Origin of the sequence: Caloramator proteoclasticus DSM 10124 (assembly GCF_900129265.1) — a bacterium.
GTDB classification, from domain to species: domain Bacteria; phylum Bacillota; class Clostridia; order Clostridiales; family Caloramatoraceae; genus Thermobrachium; species Thermobrachium proteoclasticum.
This window is the reverse complement of the sequence record NZ_FQVG01000002.1, coordinates 55525-78134: the sequence shown is the minus strand read 5'-3', so window position 1 is coordinate 78134 and position 22610 is coordinate 55525. Positions and strand designations below refer to the sequence as shown.

Here is a 22610-nt window from a genome sequence, read left to right as displayed (position 1 = left end):
GACAAAATGGTAATAAGATCATTTAATTTATTTAGATTGTTAGCTAATAATGAATTTATAAACTTTTATAATTTTAAGAATATATTTGAGCTATCTATAGCAAATTTATTTTTCAATACTTCGTATTTTGTTATGGATGAAGGAATAAGAGGTATTAATAAAAACAGTAGAGTTTACATTTTCATTAAAGATTCATCAGTCTCTATTAATGAAATAATAAATATCTTAATTAATCATTATAATAATAAAAAATTAAATTTTGAGATAAAATATATAAATAGCAACATTAAATTAGATAATTCTAATAAATACATTATGCAAAAAAACTTTAAAACAATGGAATTAGAATTAAATAATTTTTTAAACTTTAACTCCATCTGTATCCCCAACGATATAAAAATCTCAACTATTGATATAAGTAAAAATATAGATTTAAGAATTGACATACAAAATTCAATTTTTAATTCGAATGATAAAAAAAGAAGACCAATTGATAAAAATTATATATATAAAGAACTAAATAGTAGATATTTCTTAAAAGATTATTGTTATGTTTTATTTGATAATAATATACCAATTGGATATGGACAAATCATAAAAGATAAACGCTTCTACTATTTAGTTAACTTTGGAATAATAGATGAATATAGAGGTAAAGGTTATGGTAATATATTTCTAAATTATATTTTGAATGATATTAAGAAAAAAAACGAAATTAAGATATTACGATTAAATGTGGATAATTATAATATTCCAGCAATAAATTTATATAAAAAAATAGGATTTTATGAAATTTATAATACAATAACACTAAAAAGCATATAGGGTGATTACAAATCTCTATATGCTTTTTAGTGTTCACTATCCATATATGATTATTTCGTAATACAAATCAAAAATTACTTAAAATTTTTTTGTATTTTGTTATGAACATTTGCATAGAACCCAACACCATCATTATGTATAGTTTCGTGTTTAAAATATTTCCTGTCTTCTAAAGTATAAGAAACCTTCCCTTTTAAAGCCTCATTATCCCTATCTTTGGCATTATACATACTATCACCTCTCTTTATTATTATTCCAATATTTTATTCAATTTATTTTAAATAAATTTATTTATGTTTATATGTTTTTTTATCGAATTTTGTAGTATAATATATATTTGCAAAATATCAATATCTAATAAGGAAGGTTGATACATATGAATAATAAAAAATATCTTATAGAAACTTGGGGCTGCCAAATGAATGAAGAAGATTCCGAAAAAATAGCTGGTATGCTTAAAGAAATTGGATATATTGAAGCCGAAAATCGTGAGGATGCAGATATAATTATTTTTAATACGTGTGCAGTAAGAGAAAATGCTGAGCTTAAAGTATACGGTAATATAGGTCATTTAAAAGCTTTAAAGTCTAAAAATCCAGACTTAATAATATGTATAGGTGGTTGTATGATGCAACAAAAGGGTGTACCAGATGAAATTAAAAAGAAATACCCATATGTTGACATTATATTTGGAACTCACAATATACATAGACTACCTGAATTAATCAATAATGTTAAGCAAGGAAATACAAATATCATAGAAGTATGGGATCAAGAAGGAGAAATAATAGAAGGTATACCAGTTGAAAGGAAAAGCGATATAAAGGCCTTTGTAACAATAATGCACGGATGCAACAATTTTTGTACTTATTGTATAGTTCCTTATACGAGAGGAAGAGAAAGAAGTAGAAAACCTGAAGCCATTATTAATGAAATAAAGGATTTAGCATCTAAGGGATATAAAGAAATAACTTTACTTGGACAAAATGTTAATTCATATGGAAAAGATCTTGATAATATGAGTTTTGCAAAATTATTAAGAATGGTAAACGAAATAGATGGAATAGAAAGAGTACGTTTTACTACATCTCATCCTAAGGATTTAACAGAAGATGTAATACTTGCAATTAAAGAATGTGATAAACTTTGCGAACATATACATTTACCTGTACAATCTGGTAGTACAAGAATATTAAATAAAATGAATAGAAAATATACAAAAGAACAATATTTAGAATTGGTTAATTCAATAAAAAAACATATACCTAATGTAGCTATAACTACCGATATAATAGTTGGTTTCCCTGGTGAAACAGAAGAAGATTTTCAAGAAACACTTGACTTAGTCAAAAAAGTTCAATACGATTCAGCCTTTACATTTATATACTCTATTAGAAAAGGTACACCTGCTGCAGAATATGATGATCAAATACCTGAAGATATAAAACATGATAGATTTAATAGGTTAATTGAAGTAGTAAATAAAATAATCGAAGAAAAAAATGCTTCGTATAAAGATAAAATAGTTGAAGTATTAGTAGAAGAAGTAAGCAAAACTGATGAATCTAAACTTACTGGAAGAACAAGAACAGGAAAGTTAGTTCACTTTGATTCTAATGATAAAAACTTAATTGGTAAGCTTGTTAACGTTAAAATCACTGAACCAAGGAATTTTATTTTGATAGGTGAATTCGTTGAATTAATAAGATAACGGCATATTAGTCTATGGCTATATGCCATTTTTTTAAGGAGGTATGTATTTTGGGATTAACTCCAATGATGCAACAATACTTAGAAATAAAACAATCCTGCCAAGATTGCATATTATTTTTTCGTTTAGGTGATTTTTATGAAATGTTTTTTGAAGATGCAAAAATTGTATCTCAGGAATTAGAACTTACTTTGACAGGTCGTGATTGTGGATTAGAAGAAAGAGCACCAATGTGTGGTGTTCCCTATCATTCTGCTGAAACCTATATATCAAAACTAATAGAAAAAGGATATAAAGTGGCAATATGTGAACAAGTAGAAGATCCTAATGAAGCAAAGGGCATTGTTAGAAGAGAAATCGTAAAAATAGTTACTCCTGGAACTTTACTTGAAGGAAATTTGTTAGAGGATGATAAAAATAACTATATATCCTGTATTAAAAGGATTAATACAGGTTTTAGCATATCTATATGTGATGTTTCAACAGGTGATTTTTTAGTTACTTCTATGGAAAATAATAATATCTATATAATTATTGATGAGTTATTTAAATATAAGCCATCAGAAATATTAATAATAGATGTAAAAAATAATGATATCTTAATAAATTCTATAAAAGAAAAATTTAATTCACTGATAGAATTAGTTGATGAAAGCCAAAATTTCACAGAATTTAAAAACCATTTTGGTGAAAAAATAAGTATTTTAAATGAATTAGAGTTAGGCAGTAGTTTAACACTATTTGAATATCTAAAAAATACTCAAAAGTCGATGTTAGGTAATATAAATGACATTATAAAATATCAAATAAATAATTATATGTTATTAGATAGCAGCACTCGAAGAAATCTTGAGCTAACTGAAACAATTATTAATAAAACTAAAAAAGGATCACTATTTTGGATATTAGATAAAACTCAAACTTCAATGGGAGCTCGAAATTTAAGAAGATGGATTGAAGCACCACTTACTGACATCACAGAAATAAAAAATAGAATTGATGCCGTTGAAGAACTAATTAATAATATATACCATTTAGATAATTTAAGAGAATCCTTAAAAAAGATATATGATATAGAACGACTTGTTTCAAAAATAGTTTATGGTTCTGCCAACGCACGCGATCTTGTTTCTTTAAAAAATTCAATATCTGAATTACCTAATATTAAAATAACTCTTCAAAGTTTTAAGTCAAACTTACTTAAAGGTATATATACTGATTTTGATATATTAGAAGATATCTATAACTTAATTGATATATCAATAGATGATAACCCACCAATTAGTATAAAAGAAGGCAATATAATTAAAAAAGGTTATAATCAAGAAGTTGATAAATATAGATTAGCATCAACAGAAGGTAAAAATTGGATAGCAAGTTTGGAGCAAAAAGAAAAAGAAGCGACTGGAATAAAATCATTAAAGGTAGGATATAATAAAGTTTTTGGATATTATATAGAGGTAACTAAGGCAAATCTATCTAATATACCAGAAGATAGATATATAAGAAAACAAACTTTAGCAAACGCAGAAAGGTTTATTACTCCAGAGTTAAAAGAAATAGAAAATACAATTTTAAACGCTGAGGATAACCTCCTTAAATTAGAATATGAACTTTTTGTAGATATTAGAAACAAAATTTCTAATCAATCAAGTAGAATTCAAAAAGTTGCTAAACAATTGGCTATATTAGATACTATTCAATCCTTCGCAAAAGTTTCAATAGAAAACAATTATACCAAACCATCTCTAAATAATGATGGTATTATATCTTTAAAGGAAGCAAGGCATCCCGTTATAGAAAAAATGATAAATGAACCTTTTGTACCAAATGATTGTTTTATTGATAAAAGTAATAATATGATTTTAATAATCACTGGACCTAATATGGCAGGTAAATCTACTTTTATGAGACAAGTAGCTATTATAAGCCTCATGGCACAGATAGGTTGTTATGTTCCAGCTAAAAGTGCAAATTTACCAATTGTAGATAAGATATTTACTCGTATTGGAGCTTCTGATGATATATCTTCTGGTAAAAGTACATTTATGGTAGAAATGAGTGAAGTATCATATATTTTGAAAAATGCAACCTCAAATAGTTTGCTAATTTTAGATGAAGTGGGTAGAGGAACTAGTACATTTGATGGATTAAGCATTGCTTGGTCTGTTGTTGAATATATTGCAAATAAAATTAAAGCAAAAACTCTTTTTGCAACCCACTACCACGAATTAACTGAACTTGAAGATAAATATAGTTGTATTAAAAACTATTCAATTGAAGTTAAAGAATTTGATAATAAGGTTATATTTCTACACAAAATCAAACGCGGTAAAGTAGATCAAAGTTATGGAATAGAAGTTGCCAAACTTGCAGGCCTACCTGATGAAGTAATCCAAAAAGCTAAGGAAATATTATCAGAATTAGAAAATTCTAAGGAAATTCACATTTCAAAAAATATTTTAAATGATAAGCTTAATTATAATAATAAAATAAAAGAAAATGAAAAAGAAATTGCGGCAGAAAAAGTGGAGTTAACGCTATTTAATTATAAAGAAAATGAAATTATAAACGAAATCAAAGAATTAGATATATTAAATATGACTCCTATGCAAGCATTTAATTATATTTACGATTTAGTTAATAGAGTAAAAAAAATTAGGAGCTGATTAAATGGGTGATATAAATATATTAAGCAATGATTTAATTAATAAAATTGCTGCTGGAGAAGTAATTGAAAGACCTGCATCTATCGTTAAAGAGTTAATCGAAAATTCTATAGATGCTGGAGCTTCTGAAATAATTGTAGAGATAGAAAATGGCGGTATATCCCTCATTCGTGTATCTGATAACGGTAAAGGAATAAAAGAAGACGATATAGAAAAAGCATTTATGAGGCATGCTACAAGTAAAATTAAAGATGAACACGATTTATTTAAAATAACTTCTCTTGGTTTTAGAGGAGAAGCTCTTGCAAGTATTGCAGCTGTATCTAAAGTAGAATTAATTACTAAAACAAATATATCTGATTTTGGTATAAAGGCTTACTTAGAAAACGGTAAAATTGTATTGAAGGAATATTGTGGCAGCACTGATGGTACAACAATTACAATAAAAGATATTTTTTATAATGTTCCAGCACGATTAAAATTTTTAAAATCTCCATCCAGAGAACAAGCATATATAACAGAAATAATGCAAAATTTGGCTTTATCTCATCCTCAAATATCTTTTAAATATATAGCCAATAAAAAAAACGTATTTATTACAACTGGGGATGGAAGCTTAAAAAATGTTATTTATATAATTTGGGGTAAAAATGTATTTGATAATTTAATTGAAGTTAATTCAACTAAAGAAACAATAACTTTAAAAGGTTTTATAGGTAATAGTAAACTTGAAAAAAGTAATAGAAACTATCAGTCTATATTCGTAAATGGAAGACACGTTAGAAATAAGACCATTACCGCTGCAGTTGAGAATGCCTACAAGTCTATGTTATCAATAAATAAATTTCCTTTATTTGTTCTTAATATCTTTATTAATCCGGAACTTATTGATGTTAATGTTCATCCTACTAAAGCAGAAATAAAGTTTTCTGATGAGCAAAAAATATTTAAAGAAGTATACTCTTGTATAAAGGAATCCCTGCTAAAAAAAGACTTTATTCCTTCCTATAAAATTGAAGATAATATATTAAATAGTAAATTTCAGTTTTCATTAGATAATAATTATAAAAATAGCTTAAATGAAAAAAATAGTATATTTAGAGAAAATATTGATAATAATTATAATGTCCAGACATCTTTTAATATAGAAAAAATAGATAAGTTCAAAAAGATTAATTTTGATATAGATGAATTAGATTCATCAAAAGAAGAGTCTAATATAGATGAAAAACAAAGTGTTATTTCAACTAACATAAAAACTGACACCAAAATAGATGTAGATAATAATCATCAGCATTCTATAAAAACTAATACATCCTTCCCATTGTTAACTGTTGTTGGGCAATTGCATTTTACTTACATTATCGCAGAAGCATCTGAAGGTTTTTATTTAATTGATCAGCATGCAGCACATGAAAGAATTCTATTTGAAAAGTATTTAAATGAATATAATTGTGGTAATTTAAATAAACAAATACTATTATCACCTATTATACTTGAATTTTCACCGAGTGATAAAGAAAAAATATTCGATAATACATCATTATTAAATAGATTAGGATTTGACTTCGAAGATTTTGGTGGAACTACAATATCCTTAAGAACAGTTCCTAATAATATAAAAATTAAAAATTATAAGCAACTTATAGAAGAAATACTTTTAAATATTAATAATGGAATAGAGTTAAATACAAATGCAATAGAAAAAATTATATATACTATGGCTTGTAAAAACGCAATTAAAGCAGGAGATAAATTAAATTATCAAGAAATATTAAATCTAATTAAAGAACTTAGTAAATGCCAAAACCCATTTACTTGCCCACATGGAAGGCCAACAATGATAAAATTCGAATATATAGACTTAGAAAAGAAGTTTAAAAGAATAATGTAGGTGATATTATGAAAGAAAAGAAAAAAATAATAATTATAGCTGGTCCTACTGCGTCAGGCAAAACAAACCTTGGGATAGAATTAGCAAAAAAAATAAATGGAGAAATTATATCCGCAGATTCAATGCAGATATATAAATATATGGATATTGGAACAGCAAAACCAACTAAAGAAGAAATGCAGGGTATAAAACATCACCTTATTGATATAATATACCCTGATGAAGAATTTAGTGTTGCCCTTTTTAAACAATATGCAGATAACGCCATCGAACAAATATATTCAAAGGGTAAAATACCTATAGTTGTCGGTGGTACTGGTTTATATATAAATTCCCTAACATATAGTTTAAATTTCAGTGATAGTGCACCGGATAAAGAGTATAGAGAATATCTTGAAAATATATCAAAAGAATATGGTCCAAAATATTTACACGATATGCTTAAAAGTATAGACCCTGATGCAGCAAACAATATACACCCTAATAATGTAAAAAGAGTAATTAGAGCATTAGAAGTATTTAAAAACACAGGCAAAAGAATATCAGATTATCAAAGTACAACAAAACAAAATGAACCTGACTATGATTTTGCTTATTTTTGTCTTGATATGCCAAGAGATGTATTATATGATAGAATAAATAAAAGAGTAGATATAATGTTCGATAAGGGATTAATAGAAGAAGTTAAGTTACTTCTAAGCCTTGGTTATTCAAGAGATTTACAATCAATGCAGGCAATAGGGTACAAAGAAGTTTTTGATTATTTAGACGGTAAGATTTCATTAGAAGATGTTAAAAATATTATAAAACAAAATTCAAGAAGATATGCTAAACGACAATTGACGTGGTTTAGAAAAGATACTCGCATATATTGGATAGATGTATACAACAAGCAACTCGACGAAATACTCTCAAATATGTTAGGATATATAGAAGGAAAATTAAAATTCTTATAGAATATATTAATTAAAATTATATTGGAGGATGATAGTATGGCAAAAAGTGTTAATAATCTACAAGATGTATTTTTAAACAATGCAAGAAAGGGGAAAATTCCAGTATCAATTCATTTAGTTAATGGTTTTCAATTAAAGGGTTTAGTAAGAGGATTTGATAGCTTTACAATAATATTAGAATCAGAAGGAAAGCAAATATTAGTATATAAACATTCTGTTACAACAGTAACACCAGCTAAACCTATATTGTATAATCAAGATGAATTAAATAGCAATCTAAATAAATAACAAAGCTTAAAAGGCTTTGTTATTTATTTAGATTATTGTTTACATAATATTTATTATGTTGATTATTTGAGTTTTTAGTAAATTAATGATAGAATATCTATGTTTAAAGGAGGGAGGATAATATAATGCTTGAAGAACTATACATATTAAATGGAATAAAAAAGGAAGTTCTTGAATTATCAACAAAGGCTGAGGAGATAATTTCTCCAATTTTTAAGGAATTAGATAAAATAAAAGAATACAATCAACTTAAAGTATTAAATGCAATGCAAAAAGAAAAATTAAGCGATTCTCATTTCACCTTTAGTACAGGTTATGGATACGGTGATATAGGAAGAGATATAGTAGATAAAATTTACGCTGATATTTTTAATGCTGAAGATGCAATTGTAAGACCTCATATAGTTTCAGGAACGCATGCAATTGCTGCAGCACTACAAGCCGTATTAAGACCTGGTGATACTTTAATGTCCATTACAGGAACACCATATGATACGTTATTAAAAGTGATAGGTTTGAAGGGAAGTGGTATGGGCTCTTTAAGAGAATATGGCATAAACTATAAACAAATTGATTTAAATAAAGATTTCAAAATTGATATAAATAAGGTTATAGAAGAAATAAAAAAAGATAAAACAATAAAAGTAATTTCAATGCAGCGTTCCACTGGATATGGATGGAGGCCAGCCCTAACTATTACTGATATTGAATTTGCTATAAAAGAAATAAAGAAAGTCAATACAAATATTATTATATTTGTAGACAATTGTTATGGCGAGTTTTTAGATTTAAAAGAACCAACTGATGTTGGAGCTGATTTGGTTGCCGGTTCATTAATTAAGAATATAGGTGGAGGAATTGCACCTACTGGAGGTTATATTGTAGGAAGAAAAGATTTAATTGAATTAGTTTCTTATAGATTAACTGCACCAGGCCTTGGAAGAGACTGTGGTTCTACATTTGGTGTTATTAGACAAATATTACAGGGATTATTTTTAGCACCACATATAACAATAGAAGCTTTAAAAGGTGCAATTTTTTGTTCTAAGTTAATGGAATTAGCCGGATATGAAGTTTCTCCTAAATATAACGAAAAAAGAAGCGATATAATTCAGGCTATTAAATTTAATGATGCTAATTTATTAATAAATTTTTGCAAAGGTATTCAAAAGGGATCCCCTGTTGATTCATTTGTAGAATGTGAACCCTGGGATATGCCGGGATATTCAGATCCAGTTATAATGGCTGCTGGAGCGTTTATACAAGGTTCATCTATTGAATTAAGTGCAGATGCACCTATAAGACCACCATACATTGCTTATGTTCAAGGTGGACTAACTTACGAACACTCAAAAATAGGAGTTATGAAGGCATTATCAAATATATATAAATAGGCCAACAAATTTGTTGGCCTATTTATATCTTCTAAAAACACCTATTACCTTACCAAGAATAGTACAATTATCAACTATTATTGGCTCCATATGTGAATTTTCAGGCTGCAATCTAATATAACCATCCTCTTTAAAAAATCTTTTAACAGTAGCAGAATCTTCAATTAGTGCAACAACAATATCTCCATTTTTTGCAACCGGCTGTCTTTCTACTATAACATAATCGCCATCTAATATACCCGCATTAATCATACTTTCCCCTTCAATTTTTAATAAAAAAACCTCTGTATTTTTATTAAAATAATTTAATGGTAATGGAAAATAATCTTCAACTTCTTCGAAGGCTAATATAGGATTTCCAGCCGATACACTACCAACTATAGGTACCTTCATTATATCACTATTATCTTCAAGTAGATTTTCATTTAGAATCTCAATAGCTCTTGGTTTTGTAGGATCACGTCTTATAAGTCCTTTTTTTTCAAGTTTTTCAAGATGTGCATGTACAGTAGAAGTTGATCTTAATCCAACTGCTAAGCCAATTTCTCTAACAGAAGGGGGATATCCTCTTGTTGCAATTTCCTGCTTTATAAATTCTAATATCTTTTGCTGTTTATCACTTAAACCATTAATTAGCATTTATTCTACACCCCTTAAATTTTGTCTTTATCTTATTATATCATTAAACCAAAAAAGTTTCAAACTGATGTTCGATAATATTGACAACGAACATATGTTTGTATTAAAATTTATGTAGAACATATGTTTGGAGGGTGTTGTTTATGAAAAAACATTTAAAAACATCGATATCTTTATTATTATTCCTTTTAATAATTTCAATATCCATTTCAAAGGTTTCAAGTTATTATAAAAACAAAACACAAAACAAAACTATCTCATACGAAGAAGTTGTAGTTAAAAAAGGCGATACAATATGGAATATTTCAATTAAATATACACCAAAAGATAAAGATGTAAGAAAAACAGTTTATGAAATAAGAAAAATTAATAATTTAAACGATTGTATTATTTTCCCTGGGCAAACATTAAAAGTTCCTATTGACAAATAGATAATTATATATAAAAATATAAAATTAGATTTTATATTTTTTATAAAAAAGGAGTTAATCAATTATGCTAAAAAAATGTATTATTGAAAAAAGTAAACAATGTATAAACTGCAATGAATGTAATATATGTGATTTAGCACCAAATAAAATTTGTGATAATTGTATGCAGTGTCTTGATGTTAACAAATACGATTACAAGGAGATACATATTGATGGAATAATTGAAGAAGAGGATTATGACGATTATATCTACGATGAAGAAATATTGGAACAAGAAGATGATTATTCTATTTTAAAAGACAGTATATACATAGATGAAATAGAATAGAGTAGAAAAGGAAGAGTAATTTTACTCTTCCTTTTTTTCAACCGTAATATTTGACAAAGGATTTGCATTAACAGCCATCCTTAATTTTTCATCGTCTATATGTGTGTATATTTGTGTTGTTGAAACGCTTTCGTGACCTAATATTTGCTGTAGTGCCCTTATATCAACATTACCATACTTATACATTAAGGTTGCAGCAGTATGTCTTAATTTATGTGGAGTATATTTTTCATTTCCTAAACCAGCCTTTTCGATATATTTTTTAACAATAATTTCTACTGTTCTTTTATTTATTCTTGTTTTTCTCTCACTTAAAAACAAAGCTTTTTCATCTTTAGCATCAACGGGTCTTACTGCTAAATATCTGTTTATAGCTTCTATACAAGCTTGATTAAGATAAACTGTTCTTTCTTTATTACCTTTACCTATAACAGTTAATATATCGCCCTTTATCTTATCAATATCAATTCCAACCAATTCTGATAATCTTAATCCACAATTTAAAAATAGCATTATCATTGCATAATCTCTCTCTTTATGTTTACCATCAATAACGTTTATTAACTTTTTACTTTGTTCTAAAGTCAAATAAACAGGATGTCTTTTTGATATCTTAGGGCTTTCAAGCTCCTTTGCAGGATTTTCACTTATTAATTTAACCTTGGTCTCAAGATAATTAAAAAAAGCTCTAATAGCTGCTGTTTTTCTGGCCCTTGCATAGCTGCTATTTTGTCTCTCTAAAGTTATGTAATTAATAAAAGAGTATATGTCATATAATGTTATGCTTTTTATGAATTCAACATCTATATCATTAATAATAACTTCATCAACTGTTATTTCAGTGTTATTTGGTATATTTTTAATATACTTTATATACTTTAAGAACAATTTTAAATCTACTTTATATCCTAAAACAGTATTATAGGATTTTGCCTTAACATTAATCAAATATGCCAGAAAATCATTCAAAATAATTGGGCATTCTTTATCATAAATTGACCAAATATTCATTTCAACCCCCCTCAAAAAACATTATTATAATTTCGCTAAATATCAATTTAGCGAAATTGTAATTTAGATTTTATTATTAATAAGCAACTATTTGTTTTTAGACTTATTCTTTTTTCCTAATGTTAATATAAATTCCTTTTGAATCCATAAATAAAATAAAATAAATAATATAAATAATATTATTCTAATCATAACATCACCTTAAATTGCAATTTTTGTTATATGTATTTATAACAGCTTCAATTACAGCAGATTTAAAACCTTCATTTTGCAATGTTCTAATACCTTCAATAGTAGTGCCTCCCGGAGAACAAACCATATATTTTAAATCGCAAGTATTTATTCCGTTATTTTGTAACATTTTTGTAGTACCAATGATAGTATCACAAATTGCATTTAAAGCTTCCTTGTAAGGAACACCAATATAAACTCCTGCATCAACTAAAGCTTCAATAAATTCAGCCACAAACGCAGGACCACTTCCGCACAAAACCGAGTATTTATTTATATCTTTTTCATCCATTTCTACAACCTTACCAATCGCATTTAAAATATTTATAATTTCTTTTCTTTCATCTTCACATATGTTTAAAAATGTTGCTGCAGTAACACCCTCATTAATAAGTGCTACAACATTAGGCATTATCCTAACAATTTTATTACAATTAGTATTTTTATTAATTTCATCAATGGTTACGCCTGCTGCCATTGAAATTAAAATTGTATTGTCAGAATAATTTTCTTTTATTATTTTATAAATATCTTTATAAACATTTGGTTTAACGGCCAAAAATATGTATTTACATTTTTTAAACAAATCACTATAATCTGCACATATATTAACCTTAAACGTTTTGTATGCATTTTGCAATTTAGTTTTATCTACATCATAAATGTAGATTTTATTATTAATGTCTGCATCTTTATTAATCAAACCTTTAGTTATAGCAGTCGCCATATTACCAAAACCTATAAATCCTATCATTTTACACCTCCGTATATATAAACTTTCTTATTTTAATTATAATAAAAAGCAATTCAAATTAAAAGAAATAAAAATAAGCGACTTTATTAGTCGCTTAAACAGTTATTTCCGCCTCTATTTTTTCTATATTTTCATATTTTTTTATTATTGGTTCAACTACTTCACAAATAAATTCATCTACCTGTTCTTTAGAACGTCCAATATAGTTATTTTCGTTCATTATATCGTCTAAATCATCTTTATCTAAATTAAAAACAGGGTCATTTATAATCCTCTCTAATAAATCATTCTCTCCACCATAAGTCTTTATATTTTTAGAAGCATCCATAGAATGCACTCTTATCCTCTCATGCAATTCTTGTCTGTCTCCTCCTTTTTTAACACATTCCATCAAAATATTTTCTGTTGCCATAAACGGCAATTCTTCCCTTACTCTTTTTAATATTATTTTTTCATTAACAACCAAATTAGAAGTAACATTTATATACAAGTTTAATATTCCATCTACAGCTAAGAAGGATTCTGCTAATACTAATCTTCTATTTGCTGAATCATCTAACGTTCTTTCAAACCATTGCGTTGATGCTGTTATATCAGCATTTGTTGAATTAACTATCACATACCTTGCCAATGCTGATATTCTTTCTGACCTCATTGGATTTCTTTTATATGGCATTGCCGAAGATCCTATTTGATTTTTTTCAAAAGGTTCCTCTATCTCTTTAAAACTTTGAAGTATACGTATATCATTACTAAATTTATAGGCACTTTGTGCTATGCTTGATAAGACATTTAAAACAAAAACATCCTGTTTTCTCGGATAAGTTTGTCCTGTTACCTTAAAATATTTTTTATCAAAACCCAATTTTTTACATACTATTTCATCAAGTTGTTTTACTTTGTTATGATCACCATTAAACAACTTTAAAAAACTTGCCTGTGTTCCAGTAGTACCTTTAACCCCTAAAAGTTTAAGATTTTCTATACAATACTCTATTTGTTCTAAATCCATAACCAAGTCCTGTAACCATAAGCAAGCCCTTTTACCTACAGTAGAAAGCTGTGCTGGTTGTAAATGAGTGTATGACAATGTAGGTAATCCCTTATATTGTAAAGCAAACTCTTTTAAATTTTTAATACAGGCAATTAATTTCTTTTTTATAAACTCCAATGCTTCCTTCATTATTATAACATCTGTGTTATCGCCAACATAACAACTTGTTGCACCTAAATGAATTATTGGTTTTGCCTTTGGACATTGCTCCCCATAAGCATATACATGAGACATAACATCATGTCTATTTTCTCTTTCCTTCTGTTCAGCCACCTCATAATTTAAATTATCAATATTTGCCTTTAATTCATCTATCTGTTCTTGAGTAATTGAAAGTCCAAGCTCCTTTTCAGCTTCAGCCAATACAACCCATAATTTTCTCCAAGTCTTAAACTTCTTTTCATCTGAAAATAAATAAGACATTTCTTTACTTGCATATCTTTTTGTTAAAGGACTAATATATAACTGTCTTTCATCCATAATTTACGCCTCCTTACGAATGTTATCATTTATATTGATATTTTATTTCGTATTTCTATTATAACATAATTAATAAAATATAAAAAGTAGGAGTATTTCTCCTACTTTATTTTTTGAATAAAACTATCAATCCTATCCAATCCCTCTTTAATTTGTTCTAACGATGTTGCAAATGATAATCTGATATAATTATCATCACCAAAGGCATCACCAGGAATTACTGCAACCTTTTCTTCTTCTAATAATACATTTGCAAAGTCTAAAGATGTTAATATACTTTTACCATTAAACATTTTTCCCTTTAAATTCGTTATATTAACCATCACATAAAAGGCACCTAATGGATTCACACAAGTTAAACCAGAAATTTTGTTTATTCTATCAACCATAAAATTTCTTCTCTTTTCAAATTCTTTTCTCATAATTTCAATTTCTTTTTGATTTCCCCTTAATGCCTCAACACTCGCATACTGAGCTATTGTATTTGGATTAGAAGTAGCATGACTTTGTATATTAGCCATCAATGAAGCAATTTCCTTATTTGATGCAGTATAACCTATTCTCCATCCTGTCATTGCATATGCCTTTGACATACCGTTAATAACTATAGTTCTTTCTTTTATATCTTTATTTAAATAAGCAATACTAATATGTTTATATCCATCATAAATTAACTTCTCATATATTTCATCAGATATAACTATCAAATCATTTTCGACTACTATCTCTGCAATTTTGCTTAGTTCTTCTTCTGTATAAACTGTTCCAGTAGGATTACTTGGGCTATTTATAATAATTGCTTTAGTTTTAGGTGTTATTTTATTTTTTAATTCTTCAATATTAATTTTAAACTGATTTTTTTCGTCTGTATGTATAAAAACAGGTATTGCATCAACCAATTTTGCAAGTTCAGGATAACTTACCCAATACGGTACTGGTATTATTACTTCATCTCCAGGATTACATATAGCCATAAGTGCATTATATATTGAATGTTTTGCTCCATTAGAAATCACAATCTCATTAGCACTATATTCTAATCCGTTTTCTTTTCTTAGTTTATTGCATATAGCTTCTTTTAATTCTATTATACCTGAAGCTGGAGTATATCTTGTTAATCCATTATTAATTGCATCAATTGCTGCATCTTTAATATATTGTGGTGTATCAAAATCTGGTTCACCTGCACCAAAACTAATAACATTTATTCCTTCACTCTTCATCTTTTTTGCTTTGGCTGTAATTGCTAAAGTTGTAGATGGGGCAATTTGTTTTGCTTTTTTTGATAACTCCATAATATCCCTCCCAAAATCACTCATATATAGTCTTTAATGTATATTTTAAAATATACATTGACTCTTCAATCAATGGCTTATTTATGTTTTTTATAATCTCATAATGTTTTTTACCGTTATCAGTTATTCTATAAATTCTCTTTGTTTTCTTGTCAGGCTCCTCCCACCATCCTTCAATTAATAGATTCTCTTCCATATCTCTAAGTAATGGATATATCATCCCTGGACTTGGCTTCCATATGTAATTCAAACTATTTTCTATTAAATCAATAAGTTCATTGCCATAACAATTTTTATTATTCAAAAAATGCAAGATAAATAACTTAACTATAGTAGTAGTATTAAATTTACTTGGTAACTGTCTATTTCTTGCTTGACCATTAGACATTAATTTCCACCTCTTTAATTATACAATTCCTATTTTCTATATAATAAATATAACATTAATATCGCAAGTTGTCTATAAATTTTGCAATTTTTCATTCATTTTTTGTACAAAATAAAAATGGAGAGCTAAACTCTCCATCTAAAAATATTATCTTGGTTGAATTATGAATTTTATTGCTGTTCTTTCTTCTCCATCAATATTGACATCAGTAAATGCAGGTATACATATTAAATCAATTCCACTTGGTGCAACAAATCCTCTTGCAATTGCAACCGCCTTTATTGCTTGATTAATTGCTCCTGCACCAATTGCCTGCATTTCAGCAATTCCCTTTTCCCTAACAACACCTGCTAAAGCACCTGCTACAGAATTTGGATTTGATTTTGCTGAAACCTTTAATACTTCCATTTTAGTACCTCCTTAATGTTGCATATTGTTTTTCTAATATTCTATATTCTACACGTAATTAAAAAATCCTTCTTAAATTTACAAATTATTTTACTATTTACAAATAAAAAATAATAAGGACAGTTTAAAACTATCCTTATTATTTTGCATATTCTATTGCTCTTATTTCTCTTATAACGTTAACCTTTATTTGACCTGGATACTCCAATTCACTTTCTATCCTCTTTACAATATCTCTTGCTATCTGTATTACATCAGCATCGGATATTTGTTCAGGTTTAACCATAATTCTAATTTCCCTACCAGCTTGAATAGCATAGGATTTTTCTACCCCTTCAAAGGAATCTGCTATTTCTTCTAATTTTTCTAATCTCTTTATATATGCCTCAAGTGTTTCTCTTCTTGCTCCAGGTCTTGCTGCTGAAATTGCATCTGCAGCTTGAACTAATATGGCCTCTATGGTCTGTGGTTCTAAATCACCATGATGTGCGGATACCGCATGTATAACTGCTGGAGATTCGTTATATTTCTTTAATATATCTCCACCAATCAATGCATGTGGTCCCTCTATTTCATGATCTAAGGCCTTACCAATATCATGTAATAGACCAGCTCTCTTTGCTAATGCAACATCAGCTCCAAGTTCAGAAGCCATTAATCCAGCTAAATAAGAAACCTCTATAGAATGTTTTAAAACATTTTGTCCATAGCTTGTTCTGTACTTCAGTCTACCAAGCAATCTAATTAATTCACTATGTAAACCATGTACACCTGTTTCAAAAGTAGCTTGTTCGCCTTGTTCACGAATATCATTTTCAACTTCTTTCTTAGCCTTTTCAACCATCTCTTCAATTCTTGCAGGATGAATTCTACCATCTGCTATAAGTTTTTCTAATGCAAGTCTTGCAACTTCTCTTCTTATTGGGTCAAAACCTGATAATATTACTGCTTCAGGCGTATCGTCAATTATCAAGTCTATACCTGTTAATGTTTCTAATGTTCTAATATTTCTACCTTCTCTTCCAATTATTCTACCCTTCATTTCATCATTTGGTAAACTTACAACTGAAACAGTAGTTTCAGCAACGTGATCTGCAGCACATCGTTGTATTGCACAAGCAATTATTTCTCTTGCCTTTTTATCAGCTTCTTCTTTTGCCTTTGTTTCTATTTCCTTTATTAACATTGCTGCATCATGTTTAACTTCTTCTCTAACATTATTTAGAATTATTTCCTTAGCTTCTTCTGTTGTTAGATTAGCAATTCTCTCAAGTTCCTGAACTTGTTTTTTATAAATTTCATTCATCTGTTCTTGTAATTCTTGAATTTCTTGTTGTTTTTTTACTAAACTTTCTTCTCTTGCTTCTAAAGTTTCTACCTTTTTATCGAGAGTCTCCTCTCTTAAAATTAATCTTCTTTCCATCCTTTGAATTTCATTTCTTCTTTCTCTCACTTCTTTTTCAAATTCATTTCTTAACCTATGAACTTCTTCTTTCGCTTCAAGCATAGCCTCTTTTTTCTTTGATTCTGCTTCTTTTTCTGCATCTGATACAATTTTTTTAGCCAATTCCTCAGCTGATTGAATCTTTTTTTCTGATATATTCTTTCTAATAAAATAGCCTAAAAAGAAGGCTATCACTCCTGTAGCCCCAATTAATAAAAGCCAAACAAGCGTATCTATACACAACACCTCCCTCTACAGTCAAACAATATTTATTGTATAACAAATAGTTATTTTTTAATTAATAAGGTTTAATCAACAAGAGACTCTTTAATTAATTTAAAATAGAAGCAAGAATTAAGGAAAAATTAAACCATTATTTGTATTTATTTTATTATAGTTTTAATTTTATGTCAAGTTACAGGGGTAACACTACTAACTGTATCTATCAACTCAACTCTATATTTCTTATCAGCAGACTCTAATAGGTGTGTATTGTGTGTTACCATAATAATTTGCCTATTAAACATCTTAGAAACTTGTTTTAAAAATTCAGCAACGTTTATTACAAAATCTTCACTAACATGTTTTGCTGGTTCATCCAATATTAATGGCCCATTTATCTTTGGATTATGTGCTTCTAATAGCGCTACCCTAAGTGCTAAAGAAACTATATCAACAACCCCTCCACCCCTTGATACCTCAGGTTTAGTTGTTACACTTTGTCCATTTTCTAAAGGAGTTACGACAAAAAAATCTGCTTCATTCCTATTTGCTTTTTCGTTTAACTCTATTTTAAACTCAATATTTGAATTAAATATATACTGCAAACAATTTGTAACAATATATTCTATTTGTTGTTTGGATTGATTTCTTGCATATTCAGATACATTATGAAGTAATCTTCTTGATTCTAATAATGTAACCTCGCGTTTTTCCAGTACTTTTAATTTTTCTTCTAAAGCTTTTTTTTCATTATTTAAGGCTTGTAGCTGTCCTTTAAGTTCATAATAATTTTTCTTCTCTTCTTCGAATTTATTGCTTATATCCTTTAATTTTTCTAACCACATATTATCACCCTTATATATCCTTCGGCATTAAGCTTTCAGCTTCATTAATTAAATTCATTATTTCACTTTCTAAATTTATTATTTCTTGTTCTAAATTATCAGGTTCAAATCCTAACTTTTTAATTTCATTCATTAATTCTTTTTTTTGTATCTGAAGCTGTTCTAATCTTGTCTCTGCCTTTATTCTTTTATTTTTCGCATACTCAAGTCTGCGTTTTAAATCGTTTAACTTCTCTTCGTAGTTATGCATATATTATTCCTCCTCAATTATACTTAAAATTTTATCAATCCTTGACTCGTCAACTTCACTTCCACACACAGGACAAACATTTATATCTTTTAATATACTTTTATAACTATTTATAAAATTTGAAATTTCAACATTACATCTTTTATAATCTAAAGATAAATCTATGATTTCTTTTTTAATAGCGTTATAATTCTCGCCATATGCTAAAATATTTTTAAATTTTAATATTTTTTCTTCGATATAATTTATAGTATCGCTTAATTTATCTATTTTATCAAACTTTCTCATATATTCATTTCCTTTAGCAATAGACATCATGCAAGCATTGTATTTATTATACTTATCTATTATTTGATTATATTTAATCAATATATGATCTATTTTTTGTACTATTTCATTTATTACTGAAACATTCCTTGTATTAAGTTCAATTTTCTCATTTAATTTTATTTCATCATTTAATACAATAGTCTTTTCTTTTATCTGATATAAAACAACATATTTTTGTATTAATTCAACTAATTTTGTTATATGCAAATTTGCTACATCTATATTAGTTGTTTTTTGTATTATTTCCTGTTGTTTTAAAATATCATTATTGATTAAGGTTATATTACAATCTATATTTTTTAGTTTTATAAAATCAGACATTTTTTTCTCTAAAAGATTTAAATCGTAATTTTCTATTAATTTAAGTTTTTCAATTATTTTTTTCTCTTCAGTAATCTCAATATTTAATTGATTTAATGTTTCATAATGTTTTTTAATTTTATCTAATAAGTCTACCTTTTCTTTTAATTGGTTCAATATTTTTTCTTTTTTAATTATATATCTCTCTAACTCATTTACATAACTTAAAGAATCTATCTTTTTATTAATTTCACTTAAATTGTCCTTTATAACTTTTGAATCACTTTGAATTAAATTTATGTCTTTATTTATATCTTTAATAGCTTCATCTATTATATTAAGCCCTACAATCTTACCTATTGCCTTTGATTTAAAAGAATTAGGTTGACTCAATAAAAATGGTCCCTCTAATTGTTCTGATAAATTCAAACACAAGTCGTTATCTTTATCAATTTTTATTTTTCTTATCCTATGAGCCTCTAAAATTTCTAATGGTATATCATTACCAAATCCTTCAAAAACCGATTCTTCTCCATTCTTTATTAATCTATATGAATTTTTAGTTTTTGTTCTTTCTCTTATTATTTTAACCCCATCCGATAAAGTTAAAGTTACTCTACAATAATTAGAATCAAATCTTATAAACTCTGAACCCTTTGGTTCATTAAAAAGGCACCATTTTAACGCCCTTATAATAGCTGATTTACCATTGTCAGAAGGACCTACAATAACATTTAAGTTCTCACTTAAATCAAGTTTTGAGTACTTATGTGATTGAAAATTTTCAATTTCAATTGATTTTATATAAATCAATCTACCACCTCTTTTGATAAAATTATATGGGCCCTTGTTAATCTATCCAAAACCTCTTTTTTTATTTCGTCAGGAATAGATTCCTTCTTTGCGACTTCCTCAACTATCTGATTAATACTTAACATTTCAAATTCACCATAAGTATTAACTGTTTGAATTATATTATTGAACAATATCTCCCTTTGTTCCTGTATTTTTATAAAACTTCTATCAAGTATATCTTCACCCCTTGGTGCTGACTTTAATTTTTCAATATATACGGATATATTTTCATTGATATCTATTACTGCAAAACTGGGCTGTCTCTTTATTTCTGCTATACTATTATTTATTCTAACAATTGCTCCAGGGTTAACAATATATTTATTTTCAATCTTTATTATTCCATAGCCCGTATGATAATGACCACATAATGTAATATCTGCTTCTGTTCTTTGAATAATTTCATCTATTGTTGTGTGGGGAACTTCCTTTATAAATGGTTTTTCCATTAACATTCCATGTGCAATATGTATTAGATAATCACATTCTCCTTTATTAGTAATATATTTGCTCTTAGATGAATCTACATCAATATCATATGTAAAGCTTGAACCAGTAATTTTTATCTTTACTTTACCATCATTCAATTCCACGGGTTTATCATCTAAAATCCATACTATACCTAAAGTTTCAAGAATTCCAATAATTGTTCTATTTACAGTGTTAGGATTTTGTCCATATATATCGTGATTTCCTAATACCATATAAATAGGCTTTGGAAATTTATTTAATACATCTATAAATTTTTGCATAACAGAAAGTGAAACATCAGGCCTATCTAATAAATCTCCACCAAATAAAACATAATCTATATTATTTAATCTAACATAACTAAGTAATTCCTCAAACTTATTATATAAAGTTTTCTCAAAATCATCTAATCTGGCTCTTGGATTGGTTCCCCTTATATGTGTGTCTGTAAAAAACAAAAACTTCATTAACATCTACTCCCATTCTATATCTTTATCTATTTTTTTCAATACTTTCTTTATTTCTTCATTTGTATATCCTTTATAATATAGAAACCTTGCTACTTTCGTTAAGTCTTCATTTTCGTTTTTATTTCCTTTTAATTTCTTAATAGCTAAATTATATGCATTGTTTAACATTTTATCTTCATCAAAATTAATCTTTTCAACTATATTATTATTTACCCCCTTTAATTTTAACTCATTTATTATTCTTAATTTACCTAACTTATTCATATTTATTTTCTTTCTGACATATTTATTGGCATATTTAAAATCATCAATCAACCCATACTCCTCAAGTTTATTAATAATAATATCTATACTTTTTTCACTATACCCTTTTTGTTTTAATTTATCAATAAATTCTTTTTTTGAATAATCCTTTACATTCAACAAATTTAAAGCATATCTATATCCTTTATTTATTTCACATTTCTGTATTAATATTGATAATTCATTCTCACTTATGTTTCTATCAATTTTTATATCATACTTTATTATATCCTCCAATTCAGCCGAAAAACTATATGTTCCATCTATGTATATATTATATCTTTCACTATTTTTCTTTTGTTTTTCAATCCCTGTTATTTGCATTCTAACAACTCCTTTATAATCGAAAATAAACATCCCAAAA

General features: G+C 27.2%; 23 protein-coding genes. 9 read left to right on the top strand and 14 right to left on the bottom strand.

Going from position 1 to position 22610, the window contains the following annotated elements:
- Positions 1-6: 6 nt before the first annotated feature.
- Positions 7-825, top strand: a complete 819-nt coding sequence (locus BUB63_RS01015; RefSeq protein WP_073247639.1) for a GNAT family N-acetyltransferase — start codon at positions 7-9, stop codon at positions 823-825.
- Positions 826-899: 74 nt separating this feature from the next.
- Here the strand turns inward: BUB63_RS01015 and BUB63_RS13535 are convergent, their stop codons facing one another.
- Positions 900-1055 carry a hypothetical protein gene (locus tag BUB63_RS13535; RefSeq protein ID WP_159431439.1) on the bottom strand — a complete coding sequence of 52 codons (156 nt, stop codon included), beginning with the start codon at positions 1053-1055 and terminating at the stop codon, positions 900-902.
- Between the two features lie 146 nt (positions 1056-1201).
- On the opposite strand from BUB63_RS13535, the gene miaB reads away from it, so the two are divergent.
- From miaB to BUB63_RS00985, 6 genes are all read left to right on the top strand, one after another.
- Positions 1202-2536, top strand: coding sequence for a tRNA (N6-isopentenyl adenosine(37)-C2)-methylthiotransferase MiaB (gene miaB / locus BUB63_RS01010; protein ID WP_073247638.1), 1335 nt, complete (start codon positions 1202-1204; stop codon positions 2534-2536).
- 50 nt (positions 2537-2586) lie between these two features.
- A complete protein-coding gene (gene mutS, locus BUB63_RS01005) occupies positions 2587-5205 on the top strand; it encodes a DNA mismatch repair protein MutS (protein WP_073247637.1) in 2619 nt (872 codons plus the stop codon).
- A 4-nt stretch (positions 5206-5209) separates the two neighbouring features.
- Positions 5210-7099, top strand: coding sequence for a DNA mismatch repair endonuclease MutL (gene mutL, locus BUB63_RS01000; RefSeq protein WP_073247636.1), 1890 nt, complete (start codon positions 5210-5212; stop codon positions 7097-7099).
- Positions 7100-7107: 8 nt separating this feature from the next.
- Entirely contained in the window at positions 7108-8055 is a 948-nt protein-coding gene (gene miaA / locus BUB63_RS00995) for a tRNA (adenosine(37)-N6)-dimethylallyltransferase MiaA (RefSeq protein ID WP_073247635.1), read from the top strand.
- 36 nt (positions 8056-8091) lie between these two features.
- A complete protein-coding gene (hfq, locus tag BUB63_RS00990) occupies positions 8092-8343 on the top strand; it encodes an RNA chaperone Hfq (RefSeq protein WP_027307506.1) in 252 nt (83 codons plus the stop codon).
- A gap of 125 nt (positions 8344-8468) precedes the next feature.
- Positions 8469-9737 carry a methionine gamma-lyase family protein gene (locus BUB63_RS00985; protein WP_073247634.1) on the top strand — a complete coding sequence of 423 codons (1269 nt, stop codon included), beginning with the start codon at positions 8469-8471 and terminating at the stop codon, positions 9735-9737.
- 18 nt (positions 9738-9755) lie between these two features.
- On the opposite strand, the gene lexA is transcribed toward BUB63_RS00985, so the two are convergent.
- Positions 9756-10376, bottom strand: coding sequence for a transcriptional repressor LexA (gene lexA, locus BUB63_RS00980; protein WP_027307504.1), 621 nt, complete (start codon positions 10374-10376; stop codon positions 9756-9758).
- Between the two features lie 143 nt (positions 10377-10519).
- On the opposite strand from lexA, the gene yneA reads away from it, so the two are divergent.
- A complete protein-coding gene (gene yneA, locus BUB63_RS00975) occupies positions 10520-10807 on the top strand; it encodes a cell division suppressor protein YneA (RefSeq protein WP_035165598.1) in 288 nt (95 codons plus the stop codon).
- 64 nt (positions 10808-10871) lie between these two features.
- Positions 10872-11135: a hypothetical protein gene (locus BUB63_RS00970; RefSeq protein WP_035165623.1), complete on the top strand. Its 264-nt coding sequence runs from the start codon at positions 10872-10874 to the stop codon at positions 11133-11135.
- Positions 11136-11156: 21 nt separating this feature from the next.
- Here BUB63_RS00970 and BUB63_RS00965 read toward each other — a convergent pair whose 3' ends face one another.
- From BUB63_RS00965 to BUB63_RS00910, 12 genes are all read right to left on the bottom strand, one after another.
- A complete protein-coding gene (locus BUB63_RS00965) occupies positions 11157-12146 on the bottom strand; it encodes a tyrosine recombinase XerC (protein ID WP_073247633.1) in 990 nt (329 codons plus the stop codon).
- A gap of 196 nt (positions 12147-12342) precedes the next feature.
- Entirely contained in the window at positions 12343-13131 is a 789-nt protein-coding gene (proC, locus tag BUB63_RS00960; RefSeq protein WP_035165596.1) for a pyrroline-5-carboxylate reductase, read from the bottom strand.
- 94 nt (positions 13132-13225) lie between these two features.
- A complete protein-coding gene (purB, locus tag BUB63_RS00955) occupies positions 13226-14665 on the bottom strand; it encodes an adenylosuccinate lyase (protein WP_073247632.1) in 1440 nt (479 codons plus the stop codon).
- Between the two features lie 101 nt (positions 14666-14766).
- Positions 14767-15960 (bottom strand): pyridoxal phosphate-dependent aminotransferase, encoded by a 1194-nt coding sequence (locus BUB63_RS00950; protein WP_073247631.1) that lies wholly within the window; start codon positions 15958-15960, stop codon positions 14767-14769.
- Between the two features lie 16 nt (positions 15961-15976).
- A complete protein-coding gene (locus BUB63_RS00945) occupies positions 15977-16348 on the bottom strand; it encodes a PadR family transcriptional regulator (protein WP_027307499.1) in 372 nt (123 codons plus the stop codon).
- A gap of 147 nt (positions 16349-16495) precedes the next feature.
- Entirely contained in the window at positions 16496-16756 is a 261-nt protein-coding gene (locus BUB63_RS00940; protein WP_027307498.1) for a stage V sporulation protein S, read from the bottom strand.
- A 139-nt stretch (positions 16757-16895) separates the two neighbouring features.
- Positions 16896-18437: a ribonuclease Y gene (gene rny, locus BUB63_RS00935; RefSeq protein WP_073247671.1), complete on the bottom strand. Its 1542-nt coding sequence runs from the start codon at positions 18435-18437 to the stop codon at positions 16896-16898.
- A 173-nt stretch (positions 18438-18610) separates the two neighbouring features.
- A complete protein-coding gene (locus BUB63_RS00930; protein WP_073247630.1) occupies positions 18611-19267 on the bottom strand; it encodes an ATPase in 657 nt (218 codons plus the stop codon).
- Between the two features lie 10 nt (positions 19268-19277).
- Positions 19278-19517 (bottom strand): hypothetical protein, encoded by a 240-nt coding sequence (locus tag BUB63_RS00925; RefSeq protein WP_073247629.1) that lies wholly within the window; start codon positions 19515-19517, stop codon positions 19278-19280.
- Positions 19518-19520: 3 nt separating this feature from the next.
- Positions 19521-20960, bottom strand: a complete 1440-nt coding sequence (locus BUB63_RS00920) for an AAA family ATPase (RefSeq protein WP_073247628.1) — start codon at positions 20958-20960, stop codon at positions 19521-19523.
- Entirely contained in the window at positions 20957-21940 is a 984-nt protein-coding gene (locus BUB63_RS00915; protein WP_073247627.1) for a metallophosphoesterase family protein, read from the bottom strand. The genes BUB63_RS00920 and BUB63_RS00915 overlap by 4 nt, the downstream gene beginning before the upstream one ends.
- A 6-nt stretch (positions 21941-21946) precedes the next feature.
- Entirely contained in the window at positions 21947-22570 is a 624-nt protein-coding gene (locus tag BUB63_RS00910) for a regulatory protein RecX (RefSeq protein ID WP_027307492.1), read from the bottom strand.
- Between the last annotated feature and the right edge of the window lie 40 nt (positions 22571-22610).

What these genes read in the sequence shown, in the direction of transcription:
- BUB63_RS01015 (WP_073247639.1), top strand. Translation starts at nt 7, where the DNA reads ATGGTAATAAGATCATTTAATTTATTTAGATTGTTAGCTAATAATGAA.
- BUB63_RS13535 (WP_159431439.1), bottom strand. Translation starts at nt 1,055, where the DNA reads ATGTATAATGCCAAAGATAGGGATAATGAGGCTTTAAAAGGGAAGGTT.
- miaB (WP_073247638.1), top strand. Translation starts at nt 1,202, where the DNA reads ATGAATAATAAAAAATATCTTATAGAAACTTGGGGCTGCCAAATGAAT.
- mutL (WP_073247636.1), top strand. Translation starts at nt 5,210, where the DNA reads ATGGGTGATATAAATATATTAAGCAATGATTTAATTAATAAAATTGCT.
- miaA (WP_073247635.1), top strand. Translation starts at nt 7,108, where the DNA reads ATGAAAGAAAAGAAAAAAATAATAATTATAGCTGGTCCTACTGCGTCA.
- hfq (WP_027307506.1), top strand. Translation starts at nt 8,092, where the DNA reads ATGGCAAAAAGTGTTAATAATCTACAAGATGTATTTTTAAACAATGCA.
- BUB63_RS00985 (WP_073247634.1), top strand. Translation starts at nt 8,469, where the DNA reads ATGCTTGAAGAACTATACATATTAAATGGAATAAAAAAGGAAGTTCTT.
- lexA (WP_027307504.1), bottom strand. Translation starts at nt 10,376, where the DNA reads ATGCTAATTAATGGTTTAAGTGATAAACAGCAAAAGATATTAGAATTT.
- yneA (WP_035165598.1), top strand. Translation starts at nt 10,520, where the DNA reads ATGAAAAAACATTTAAAAACATCGATATCTTTATTATTATTCCTTTTA.
- BUB63_RS00970 (WP_035165623.1), top strand. Translation starts at nt 10,872, where the DNA reads ATGCTAAAAAAATGTATTATTGAAAAAAGTAAACAATGTATAAACTGC.
- BUB63_RS00965 (WP_073247633.1), bottom strand. Translation starts at nt 12,146, where the DNA reads ATGAATATTTGGTCAATTTATGATAAAGAATGCCCAATTATTTTGAAT.
- proC (WP_035165596.1), bottom strand. Translation starts at nt 13,131, where the DNA reads ATGATAGGATTTATAGGTTTTGGTAATATGGCGACTGCTATAACTAAA.
- purB (WP_073247632.1), bottom strand. Translation starts at nt 14,665, where the DNA reads ATGGATGAAAGACAGTTATATATTAGTCCTTTAACAAAAAGATATGCA.
- BUB63_RS00950 (WP_073247631.1), bottom strand. Translation starts at nt 15,960, where the DNA reads ATGGAGTTATCAAAAAAAGCAAAACAAATTGCCCCATCTACAACTTTA.
- BUB63_RS00945 (WP_027307499.1), bottom strand. Translation starts at nt 16,348, where the DNA reads ATGTCTAATGGTCAAGCAAGAAATAGACAGTTACCAAGTAAATTTAAT.
- BUB63_RS00940 (WP_027307498.1), bottom strand. Translation starts at nt 16,756, where the DNA reads ATGGAAGTATTAAAGGTTTCAGCAAAATCAAATCCAAATTCTGTAGCA.
- BUB63_RS00930 (WP_073247630.1), bottom strand. Translation starts at nt 19,267, where the DNA reads ATGTGGTTAGAAAAATTAAAGGATATAAGCAATAAATTCGAAGAAGAG.
- BUB63_RS00925 (WP_073247629.1), bottom strand. Translation starts at nt 19,517, where the DNA reads ATGCATAACTACGAAGAGAAGTTAAACGATTTAAAACGCAGACTTGAG.
- BUB63_RS00915 (WP_073247627.1), bottom strand. Translation starts at nt 21,940, where the DNA reads ATGAAGTTTTTGTTTTTTACAGACACACATATAAGGGGAACCAATCCA.
- BUB63_RS00910 (WP_027307492.1), bottom strand. Translation starts at nt 22,570, where the DNA reads ATGCAAATAACAGGGATTGAAAAACAAAAGAAAAATAGTGAAAGATAT.